Genomic DNA, 12,348 nt, shown 5'->3' with positions numbered 1-12,348 from the left:
CGAATGAGAAAAATAATAACGTCACTTATCGCAATCCTGGTAGTTACCAACCTGGAGGCACAACAACGTACCCCCAAACTTGTGGTTTGTATTACCGTAGACCAGTTAAGAGGCGATTATATCGAATATTTCTACAATACATTCGGTGAACGCGGTTTCAAACGGTTGATGAATGAGGGTTTGGTATATAACAATATCAAATTTGAATTCACGGATGTCGACCAGGCAAGCGCTTTCGCCACCTTATTTACCGGAAGTAATCCTTGTTTTCACGGAGTTACCGGAAATAAAATCTACGATTTCGACAACGATAAAGAAACTTCAGTCCTTTACGATAAAGACTATCTGGGGAATTATACACGTGAGAACTATTCTCCCAAAAAGATGTTCAGCTCTACGATCGGAGATGAGCTGAAAATCGCATCCAAAGGAAGAAGCGACGTTTTTGCGATCGCTCCCGATCCTGAAAGCGCCATCCTTTCCGCAGGACATGCTGCCAACGGGGCATTCTGGATGGATGACATAAACGGGAAATGGGCTACGACTACCTATTACAAAGGAATCCCCTGGTACGTAGATCGTTATAACAATGGGGTAGAATCTTTGTCTGCCCGCCTGGACCAGATGGTATGGACACCTTCCCTCCCACTGGACAAGTATAATGCTTTTCCGTATGTGCTGGATGAAATCCCATTCAAATATACCTTTAATGAGAAGACGAACGATTGTTTTCCAAAGTTGAAAACAACTCCTTTCATTAATAAGGAGATCAACCGCCTGGCATTACAGTTCCTGGAATATGGGGCTTTCGGCACACGAAGCTGTCCGGATATGCTGGCTGTTACGTACTATGCCGGTAATTACAAAGGGATACTAAGCAAGGATTATACCCGTGAAATCCAGGATACCTACTATCAACTGGATAAAGACCTGGAACAGTTGCTGGATGCTATCGACAAGAAAGTCGGTCTAGCCAATACATTGGTCGTATTTACCGGTTCCGGTTATTACACCAGTGAAGAGGAATATGCGGACGGGCTACAGATAAACGGCGGCGAATTTCATCCGAAACGTTGCGTAGCGCTGCTCAACATGTATTTGATGGCTATCTACGGCCAACAGAGCAATTGGGTAAAAGGTTTCTATAATAACCAGATTTATCTGAACCGCAAGGCTATTGAAGATGCCAAACTCAGCCTGACAGAGATTCAGGATAAGTGTGCCGAGTTCCTGATGGAATTCAGCGGAGTTCAGCATGTAACAACCGAGCATGCCCTTCGAACCGGTGAATGGAACGAAGGAACGGTTAAATTCCGTCAGGGTACTCATCACCTGAAACGTGGTGACCTGATCATCGAATTACAACCGAGCTGGATCATCAACAACGACAATCCGAAAGAAAAAGTTAAAATAATTCGTAACAACGCAGTCATTACTCCGCTTGTATTTATCGGTAACGGCATCAAGCCGGAACACATCTACCGCGAAGTAAAAGCCACAGAGGTAGCCCCCACGGTAACCCATGTGCTGAGGATACGGCCACCTAACGCTTCTCAAAGCTTACCCCTTTGGGAGTTGACGATCAAAAGATAAGACCTGACCGGTCATTCAATATTGTTGTTAACCTCCCACTACTCGATAAACAAAATTTGACAGGTATTAATTTTGGCATGGAATTTGATAGAAATATATCATTCCGGTGATCAAATTAATCCGATCGTCAACAAATAAACACTTTACGAAATAAATAAATTAATATATATCATGGGATTTAATGAATTTATGACGAAGCTGTTCGGCAATAAGTCGCAGCGAGACCTGAAAGAGATCACTCCGTACGTGGATAAGATCAAGGCCGTATATCCGTCAATCCAAAAGCTCTCGAACGATGAACTGAGAGCAAAAACAGATGAAATCAAACAACGTATTCAGGATTATGTAGCTGCTGAACGGGCTCAGGTAGAAGAGCTTCGCAAAGGCATCGATGATAAAGAACTGGAAGAACGTGAAGCTATCTGGGCTGAAGTAGATAAAATCGAAAAGGCAATCACCGACAAGATGGAGATCGTTCTGGAAGAATCTCTTCCGGAAGTTTTTTCTATCATGAAAGAAACAGCCCGCCGCTTCACTGAAAATGAAGAAGTGGTAGTTACTGCAAGCGATTTCGACCGCGATCTGGCAACCAAACACGATTTCGTTCGTATCGAAGGTGACAAGGCAATCTTCCTGAATCACTGGAAAGCCGGTGGTAATGAGATCGTATGGGATATGGTACATTACGATGTTCAGCTGTTCGGTGGTGTCGTTCTGCATAAAGGTAAGATCGCTGAAATGGCAACCGGTGAAGGTAAAACATTGGTAGCAACCCTACCGGTATTCCTGAACGCCCTGACACGTAACGGTGTACACGTTGTAACCGTGAACGACTACCTGTCAAAACGTGACTCGGAATGGATGGGACCGCTTTATATGTTCCACGGACTTTCCGTAGACTGTATCGATAAACACCAGCCGAACTCGGATGCCCGCCGCGCTGCTTATAACGCCGACATCACATTCGGTACAAACAACGAATTCGGTTTCGACTACCTGCGTGACAATATGGCGATCAGCCCGAGCGACCTGGTACAACGCAAACATAATTATGCCATCGTCGATGAGGTCGACTCCGTATTGATCGATGATGCCCGTACACCGTTGATCATCTCCGGTCCGATCCCCCGTGGTGAAGAACAACTGTTCGAACAGTTCCGTCCGAACGTGGAAGTCGTGGTAAACGCACAGAAAGAGTTGTGCTCCAAAATGCTGATCGAGGCCAAGAAAAAGATGGCCAGCAGCGATCCGAAAGAAGTAGAAGAAGGTTCTATCCAATTATACCGTTCATTCAAAGGATACCCGCGTAACAAAGCGTTGATCAAATTCCTGAGTGAACAGGGTGTGAAAGCCCAGATGTTGAAGACTGAAGAATACTTCATGTCGGAAAACATGCGTCATATGCACGAAGCCACCGACGAACTGTACTTCGTGATCGATGAGAAAAATAACAGCATCGAACTGTCGGATAAAGGTATAGACCTGCTGACAGGCCGTTCCGACGACCCTACTTTCTTCGTTTTGCCGGATATCACTTCCGAACTGTCACAGTTGGAAAACTTCAAAGGCTCGGAAGAAGAAAAGCAGGCTAAGAAAGACGAGATCCTTGCCAACTACTCTGTAAAAAGCGAACGCGTACATACTATTAACCAGTTGTTGAAAGCCTACACATTGTTTGAAAAAGACGATGAATATGTGGTGATGGACAACAAGGTGATGATCGTAGACGAACAGACCGGACGTATCATGGACGGCCGCCGTTACTCTGACGGTCTGCACCAGGCTATTGAAGCCAAGGAAGGTGTAAAGGTTGAAGCTGCAACACAGACCTTCGCTACCATTACTCTGCAGAACTATTTCCGTATGTATCACAAGCTGTCGGGTATGACCGGTACAGCCGAAACGGAAGCAGGCGAGTTCTGGGACATCTATAAACTGGATGTAGTGGTGATCCCGACAAACCGTCCGATCGCCCGTAACGATATGAACGACCGTATCTACAAGACCAAACGCGAAAAATATGCTGCCGTGATCGAAGAGATCAGTGCATTGGTAGAAGCGGGACGTCCGGTACTGGTCGGTACGACTTCAGTCGAAATCTCCGAGTTATTGAGCCGTATGCTTACCCTGCGTAAGATCAAACATAATGTATTGAATGCGAAGTTACACCAGAAAGAAGCTGAGATCGTAGCCTTGGCGGGTCAGAGCGGAACGGTGACTATCGCAACCAACATGGCCGGTCGTGGTACCGACATCAAGCTGTCGCCGGAAGTAAAAGCCGCTGGCGGTTTAGCCATCATCGGTACGGAACGTCACGAAAGCCGCCGTGTAGACCGCCAGTTGCGTGGTCGTGCAGGACGTCAGGGTGACCCGGGTTCTTCTGTATTCTACGTATCACTGGAAGATAACCTGATGCGTCTGTTCGCTTCCGACAAGATTGCCGGACTGATGGACAAACTGGGCTTCAAGGAAGGTGAAGTACTGGAACACAATATGCTGAGCAAATCGGTAGAACGTGCACAGAAGAAGGTAGAAGAAAACAACTTCGGTATCCGTAAACGTTTGCTGGAATATGACGATGTGATGAACTCACAACGTAACGTGATCTATACCCGCCGCCGTCACGCCTTGATGGGAGAACGTATCGGTCTGGACGTACTGAATACGATCTACGATACTTCTATTGCCATTGCCGACCAACATTCGGACGGAATCGACTACGAAGGATTCAAGCTGGAACTGTTCAAGACTTTCGCTATGGAAAGTCCGTTCACAGAGGAAGAATTCAAGAGCATGAAAGGCGGACAGTTGGGTGACAAGTTGTTCGAACAGGCTTTGCAGACATTCAAACGCCGCATGGAGCGTATGACACAGGTAGCCCACCCGGTGATCAAACAGGTTTACGAACACCAGGGCGCTATGTACGAAAATATCATGATCCCTATCACCGACGGTAAACGTATGTACAATGTTTCATGTAATCTGAAAGAAGCATACGAAACTGAAAGCAAAGCGATCACGAAAGCATTCCAGAAATCGATCGTACTGCATACCATCGACGAAGCATGGAAAGAACATTTGCGCGAAATGGACGAACTGCGCCACTCGGTACAGAATGCAAGCTACGAAAACAAAGATCCGTTGTTGATCTACAAGCTGGAATCTTACAACCTGTTCAAATCGATGGTCGACACCATGAACCGTAAAACAGCCGCCGTATTGATGCGCGGACAGATCCCGGTGCGTGAAGAGCCGACAGAAGAAGAAAGACAGGCTATGGCTGAACGCCAGGCGGCTGCACAGCAAGCTCAGCAGCAGGCTGCCGCAGCAGAGCGTCGCCGTATCGAAGTAAGACAAGCTGGTCCGGAACAACGCCAGGACATGAGCCGTTACCGTACGGAAAAAACCGACATCAGCGGAAACAATGATCCGGAAGAACGTGCTCCGCAGCAACCGCGCCAGGAACCGGTTCGTGCCGAAAAGCGAGTAGGACGTAACGATCTCTGCCCTTGCGGAAGCGGCAAGAAATACAAAAACTGTCACGGACAAGGTTTATAAAACCTGACAAGATAACAGATAGAAAGGGTAGCTTACTGGTTAAGCTGCCCTTTTTTGTATCTTTACCCCATCCAAACAGATAGAAAATGAAAATAGTTATCGCTGTCGATTCTTTTAAAGGATGCCTTTCCTCCTCCTCCATCGCCAACGCCGTAGAAGAAGGGATACAGAATACTTTGCCCGGATGTGAAGTGATCAAAGTACCTATAGCCGACGGTGGCGAAGGGACTGTCGATGCGCTGGTAGATGCAACCCTAGGGAAAATCATAACTATACCGGTGCATAACCCCTTGATGCAACCGATTCAGGCCAGCTACGGTATGACGGGAGACGGACAGACGGCAATCATCGAAATGTCGGCTGCCAGCGGTCTGGATCTGATTCCTTTGAAACCGGGGAATGTTATGGATACGACCACCTACGGCACGGGTGAAATGATAGCCGACGCCATCGAACGCGGCTGCCGCAATTTTATTATCGGTGTGGGCGGGAGTGCGACGAACGATGCCGGAACAGGGATGATGCAGGCTTTGGGTATCCGCTTCACTGATGAAAAGGGTAATGAGGTGGAAAAAGGAGGGAAAAGTCTTTCCTCCATCCGGCATATCGACACACAAAACCAATTACCAGAATTACAGGATTGCACTTTTCATATAGCAACCGATGTTACCAATCCCTTTTATGGTCCGCAGGGAGCAGCCTGTATATTCGGTCCGCAAAAAGGAGGGAATGAAGAACAAATCAAAGCACTCGACAAAGGGATGGAACACCTGGCTGAACTTATTTTTGAAACGACCGGAAAAGAGATCGGTCATCTGCCCGGAGCAGGAGCCGGCGGCGGTATGGGAGGAGGTTGTGTCGCTTTTCTGCAAGCTAATATATCTCCGGGTATCGAACTGATTATGGATTATCTGCATTTTGACGAGATCATTCGCGGGGCCGGTCTGGTGATCACCGGAGAAGGAAAGATGGACCGGCAAACATTGTTCGGCAAAGTACCTGTCGGCATTGCCCGTGCAGCAGCCTCACAGCAGATTCCTGTCATTGCCATCACCGGACAACTAGATATTACAGCAGACAAAGAATTACGGGAAGCAGGTCTGTCCGCTATATTCCCTATACACCCTGCCCCCATCTCCCTGGAAAAAGCGATGCAACCAGACTATGCCTATCGTAATATCCGACGGACCATAGAACAGATTTGCTATATTCTTAACTTATTATTTTAAAGAGGAACATTAGTGTTTATCAATAACGAGTCAATATGTCCTGATAATGGAGATAGCAAAAGGTTCAATATTTATCAGATTTGAGTTTTTACGAAAAGCATGTTTGGAAGAGTGGGATAATTTCAATTAATTCATTACATTTGCGACCAATGATATTAATAATTATCTTAAAAAACCAACTATGAATGAAATACGAATAATTCAAAGTAAGATCTATGAGATACGAGGGCATAAAGTTATGCTGGATCGTGATTTGGCAGAAATGTACGGAGTAGAAACAAGAACCTTAAATCAGGCAGTAAAACGTAATATTGACCGTTTCCCGGAAGACTTCATGTTTCAGTTAACAAAAGAGGAATCTTTAAGATCACAAATTGTGACCTTAAAAATGGAACAAGGAAAGCACCTTAAATACATGCCTTTTGTTTTTACAGAAATGGGAGTGGCTATGCTTAGCAGTGTACTCCGTTCAAATACAGCAATACAGGTGAATATCAACATAATGCGTGCCTTTGTTGCTGTGCGGCAAATGATCACTAACCCTCCTGTTGATAAAACCGCAGAACTTCAGCAAGAAGTAAAAGAACTCAAAGAATACATTGAGGAAGTTTTTACTGACTACAACGACATAAACGAAGATACCCGGATACAACTGGAATTAATCAATAAAACTCTGGCAGAATTGCAAGTCCAAAAGAAACAGTCTGATAAGCCGCGCAACCCGGTAGGATTTGTGAAGCCAAAGTGACTTTGCCATTACTGTTTCATTTCTTTCTATATTCAATCGCGAAGTCCAGCCATCAACCATCACTTGTCAAAAAGAAATAAAAATCATTCTTTTACAGCATAATGTCATATCTTTATGTATATTGCAGCATAACAACATTTAAACATTAACATTATGATCATCGGAATTCCCAAAGAAATCAAAAACAATGAGAACCGTGTAGCGCTTACGCCTGCCGGAGCTAAAGAATTGGTGAAGAGAGGACACACCGTCTATATACAACATACAGCCGGTGAAAACAGCGGTTTTCCTGATTCAGCCTATGTAGAAGCCGGAGCACAGATTCTCCCGTCGATAAGCGACGTTTACCAGACTGCTGAAATGATCGTTAAAGTAAAAGAGCCGATTGCCTCCGAATACTCATTGGTACGCAAAGGACAACTCGTCTTTACTTATTTCCATTTTGCTTCAGACGAAAAACTGACACTTGCCATGATGGACAGCGGTTCCATCTGCCTGGCGTATGAGACCGTTGAAAATCCGGACGGTACACTGCCTCTTCTGATCCCTATGAGTGAAGTTGCCGGACGTATGTCGATACAGGAAGGTGCCCGCTTCCTGGAAAAACCGCAGGGTGGAAAAGGCATCCTTTTAGGAGGCGTACCGGGAGTAAAACCAGCTCGCGTATTGGTGCTAGGAGGTGGTATAGTCGGACATAGCGCCGCATTGATGGCCGCCGGACTCGGTGCCGACGTGACAATAGCCGACATTTCACTACCCCGCTTACGTTACCTCGAGCAAATCATGCCCGCTAATGTAAAAACACTTTATTCCTCCACCCACAATATCGAGACAGAGCTTCCATACACGGACCTGGTGATCGGTGCCGTTCTGATCCCCGGAGCCAAAGCTCCCCACCTGATAACAAAAGAGATGCTGCAATTAATGAAGCCGGGAAGCGTCCTGGTAGATGTCGCCATCGACCAGGGAGGTTGTTTCGAGACTTCACATCCCACAACACATGCCGATCCGGTCTATACGGTCGATACGATCGTCCACTATTGCGTAGCCAATATCCCGGGTGCCGTCCCCCAGACCTCTACACTGGCATTGACGAATGCGACATTGCCTTATATACTGGAACTGGCGGATAAAGGATGGAAAGAGGCATGCAAAGAAGACAAAAGCCTTTATCCCGGACTGAATATCATAGAAGGGAAAATCGTCTATCCGGCAGTAGCCGAAGCCTTCGGACTCCCCTGCTATCCTGCCGTATTATAACCCCAAAACAAATGTCGGTTATGCTCCTGATCTTTGTCCGGAACATAACCGACATTTACAATCCTTTATATTCATGCCTTCTTTTATCTGTAATCTGTCTGCTTGCCTTCGTTTCTAAATTAAGGTCTCATTCCTTTATAATATCAAAAAAAATGTAAAATCGTTTTGATACTTTTACAGAGCTTACTACCTTAGCGCATCTAATAATAAAAATTAAATCGTTTAACAACCATGAAGAAAATTGTTTTGTTATTGGCTTTCTGCCTAAGTATTGGAAATGTATTTGCACAAGACGCTGATAAACTGCGTGATGAAGGTGATGCAGCCTTAAAAGCTAAAAACTATGCGGAAGCATTTACAAAGTATGACGGGTTCCTGAAGCAAACTAACAATGAAGATGCCGACCGTGTTTTTAATTGTGCATTCGCTGCTTTTCAAGCTAAGAAATATGAAGATGCAGTAAAATATTATGATTTAGCAATTCAAAAGAACAAAAACATCGACGATGCCTATACAGGAAAAGCAATGTCATTGCGTAACCTGAATAAAGCTGCCGAATTTACAGCAACTGTAGAGGCAGGTTTGAAAGCAAAGCCAGGTGATGCCGATCTGGAAAAACTGCTTTATGTATATTGTATGAAGCAAGGACAGGCAGCCCAGAAAGGTGGCAAAGTAGCCGATGCTGAAGAATTATATAAAGATGTCCTGATCGTAAGTAATCCTAAATATAAAGGTAATGCGCTTTATAGCTTAGGAGCTATGTATTACAATGAAGGTGCCAAGATTCTGGCAGCCGCTACCGATCCTGCAAAATATGATGCAGAAAAGGATAAAGCAGACGTTCAGATGAAGAAAGCAAAAGAATATCTGGAACAAGCTTTGGCAATCAATGCTGCAGATGCTAACTCCAAGAAAATCCTGGATTCTATCAACGAAACGTTGGCTAAATAAACGTATAATCAGCGTTTAAATATCCATCCCTCAAGGGAGTTTTTATTTCACGTTTCAGCCTTCAGGCTGTTTCAGAATGTAAAAATCAATAGCTCCGGCTGAAAGGTTCTTTTCCGACAGAGAAGTTCACCTTTCAGCCGGAGTTTTTATTATTCAAGCTGTAGGAAAGACTGAAGGCTGAAACATATAGTTCGCGAACTTCATAGCACAGAACAAAAAAACGGATGCCTACCCATTTCCTGACTGATAGTTATCCGTTTCAAAAAAGACTTACATATTTCAGAAGAAAAGCGTACACTTTTTTCCTTAAAAGGTAGCAGCTTCTACCCTATATCCTACCGGAACTCTCCCTATAGAATAACAGACTTTTCCCTATAACATAGAAATGATATACCCGCACTATAGACTCAGGTATCCTGATACTATAATGTCACTACTATCAGCACAGTAGTGCTAAAGGTAGTGACATTATAGTGTTATCAGTTTACAAAAACGTCAGGACTTGAAAAAGAAGCGGAATATATCATTCCCATTTGCATAGATCAGCAAAGCGAACAACAGGAACATACCGGTAATCTGTGCATATTCCAGGAATTTATCGCTCGGCTTGCGACGGGCAACCACTTCATAGAGCAGGAACATCACATGTCCGCCATCCAACGCCGGAATAGGCAATATATTCATAAAGGCCAGGATGATCGACAAAAATGCCGTCTGCATCCAGAATACCTGCCAGTTCCAGACTGTCGGGAAGATACTTCCGATCGTACCGAAACCGCCCAGGCTCGACGCTCCTTCTTTCGTAAAGACGTACTTCATATCATTGATATACCCTTTTAAGGTATTTACCCCCAGCATAGCACCGGCAGGGAACGATTCGAAGAAACCATATGTACGGGTCACTGTCGGATATATATCGGACGAACTCATCAGATAAGCTCCCATCTTTCCGGCTGTATCCAACTGGAGAACAACCGACTGTTCCTTATTATCACGATAAAAGTTCAGAGTTATATCCTTTCCTTTATTCTGATCGAATAATTCAGCGACCTCCTCCAGTAAAGGAGTAGACTGTCCATTCACCGCAACAATACTATCTCCAGCCTGTAAACCGGCAATCGCAGCCGGTGAATCTTTGGACAACAAGCTCTTTACAACCATCGGTATACGGTTCGGATTGGCAAAACCTTTTCCTTCACGCATAAAACGCTGCATCATATCTTCCGGTATAGGAATAATCGTTTCTACCCCGTCACGCAATACCGTAACGTTATTAGCTTCCACGACTTTGCGGAAACTGGCCTGGTCCAGACGGTCCAACTCTTCATTATTCGCTTTCAAAAGAATATCGCCATCCTTAAAACCGATGTTATGGAAAGCTTCACTGTAGTACATACCATGCTTCATATTCTTCAGAGGCAGATAGGTTTCGCCCCAGGTATAAAGCACCATCGAATAGATAAACAATGCCAACAGGAAGTTGAACAAAACACCTGCAATCATGATCATCAAACGCTGACCGGCAGGTTTGGAACGGAATTCATACGGTTTGGCAGGTTGCGACATCGCCTCCTTGTCCATACTTTCATCGATCATACCCGATATCTTGCAATAACCGCCCAGAGGCAACCAGCCGATACCGTACTCTGTCTCACTGTTCTTCGGCTTAAACTTGAACAATGAGAACCAAGGATCAAAGAAAAGATAAAACTTCTCTACCCGAACCTTGAAAATACGGGCAAAAATAAAATGTCCGAACTCATGCACAAGGACCAATATCGATAAGCTCAGGATGAGCTGTAACGCCCTAATTAAAAATGTCTCCATCTATTTGTCTGTCTGTATTAATTTATATTGTTTTCATAACCGCTGCCGCCACCCGGCGTGCTTCGGCATCTGTTGCCACATAATCCTCATAAGTAGGTGTTGCTATGAAAGATGATTTCTCCATCGTCTTTTCAATCACATCGCTCATTTGCAGGAATCCGATCTCATCCCGTAGAAAGGCTGCGACCACTATCTCGTTGGCTGCATTCAAAATACACGGCATATTTCCTCCCGTACGGATCGCATCGAATGCAAATGCCAGGTTGCGGAAACGCTTCATATCGGGTTCTTCGAATGTCAACGTGGAATACTGGTTGAAATCCAACCGGGGCGCTTTACTCTTCAAACGCTTCGGATAAGAGAATGCGTAACTGATAGGTAACTTCATATCCGGAATACCCAACTGGGCCATCACAGCGCCGTCTTCAAACTGCACCATCGAATGAATGACCGATTGAGGATGCACCACGATCTGTATCTGTTCTGGTGTTACGCCAAACAGCCATTTGGCTTCGATCATTTCAAAGCCTTTATTCATCATGGAAGCCGAATCGATCGTGATCTTTGCCCCCATACTCCAGTTCGGATGTTTCAAAGCCTGGGCTTTGGTTACCCCTGCCAGTTCTTCCATCGTTTTCGTACGGAACGGTCCGCCGGAAGCAGTAAGCAGAATCTTCTCCACCTGATTCTCCCACTCTCCCGCTAAACACTGGAAAATGGCAGAATGTTCAGAATCGACCGGCAGGACCGGTACTTTATGCTCTGTAGCCAGCGAAGTGATCAATTCACCCGCCACCACTAACGTTTCTTTATTGGCCAACGCAATCGCCTTGCCTGCTTTGATAGCGGCAATCGTCGGTTTCAATCCGGAATATCCGACCATGGCAGTCAGCACCATATCGATCGGCTCCGACTGTACCACCTGTGCAATCGCATCCGAACCCGCCCATACCTTGATCGGCAGATCTTCCAAAGCCTCTTTCAACTCGGGATATTTCTGTTCGTTGGCAATTACGACCACTTCGGGCATATATTTACGTGCCTGATTAATCAGTAAATCTACCTGGTTATTGGCGGTCAAGGCATACACTTCGAATAAGTCGGCATGTTCGCTGACTACTTCCAGGGCCTGTGTCCCGATCGAACCGGTAGAACCTAATATGGCTAAAGTTCTTTTCATCG

Annotated in this window: 8 protein-coding genes; 6 read left to right on the top strand and 2 right to left on the bottom strand. The window is 45.2% G+C overall.

Going from position 1 to position 12,348, the window contains the following annotated elements; genetic code table 11:
* Positions 1-3 precede the first annotated feature (3 nt).
* The 6 genes from IEY67_RS18655 to IEY67_RS18630 all read left to right on the top strand — a co-directional run bounded on the left by IEY67_RS18655 (position 4) and on the right by IEY67_RS18630 (position 9,339).
* Entirely contained in the window at positions 4-1,593 is a 1,590-nt protein-coding gene (locus IEY67_RS18655; RefSeq protein WP_122352916.1) for an alkaline phosphatase family protein, read from the top strand.
* Positions 1,594-1,764: 171 nt separating this feature from the next.
* Positions 1,765-5,151, top strand: a complete 3,387-nt coding sequence (secA, locus tag IEY67_RS18650; protein ID WP_183670848.1) for a preprotein translocase subunit SecA — start codon at positions 1,765-1,767, stop codon at positions 5,149-5,151.
* Positions 5,152-5,237: 86 nt separating this feature from the next.
* A complete protein-coding gene (locus IEY67_RS18645; protein ID WP_183670850.1) occupies positions 5,238-6,380 on the top strand; it encodes a glycerate kinase in 1,143 nt (380 codons plus the stop codon).
* 181 nt (positions 6,381-6,561) lie between these two features.
* On the top strand, positions 6,562-7,128 hold the full coding sequence (locus IEY67_RS18640; RefSeq protein ID WP_183670852.1) for an ORF6N domain-containing protein: 567 nt from the start codon (positions 6,562-6,564) through the stop codon (positions 7,126-7,128).
* A gap of 153 nt (positions 7,129-7,281) precedes the next feature.
* Positions 7,282-8,388, top strand: coding sequence for an alanine dehydrogenase (gene ald / locus IEY67_RS18635; RefSeq protein WP_122374026.1), 1,107 nt, complete (start codon positions 7,282-7,284; stop codon positions 8,386-8,388).
* A 231-nt stretch (positions 8,389-8,619) separates the two neighbouring features.
* Entirely contained in the window at positions 8,620-9,339 is a 720-nt protein-coding gene (locus IEY67_RS18630; RefSeq protein ID WP_122374025.1) for a tetratricopeptide repeat protein, read from the top strand.
* A gap of 495 nt (positions 9,340-9,834) precedes the next feature.
* Here IEY67_RS18630 and rseP read toward each other — a convergent pair whose 3' ends face one another.
* On the bottom strand, positions 9,835-11,166 hold the full coding sequence (rseP, locus tag IEY67_RS18625; protein WP_122352910.1) for an RIP metalloprotease RseP: 1,332 nt from the start codon (positions 11,164-11,166) through the stop codon (positions 9,835-9,837).
* Positions 11,167-11,188: 22 nt separating this feature from the next.
* Positions 11,189-12,346, bottom strand: a complete 1,158-nt coding sequence (locus tag IEY67_RS18620; protein WP_183670854.1) for a 1-deoxy-D-xylulose-5-phosphate reductoisomerase — start codon at positions 12,344-12,346, stop codon at positions 11,189-11,191.
* Positions 12,347-12,348: the final 2 nt, after the last annotated feature.

Origin of the sequence: Parabacteroides faecis (genome assembly GCF_014647375.1) — a bacterium.
Taxonomy (GTDB): Bacteria; Bacteroidota; Bacteroidia; order Bacteroidales; family Tannerellaceae; genus Parabacteroides; species Parabacteroides faecis.
This window is presented reverse-complemented; position numbering and strand designations above follow the sequence as displayed.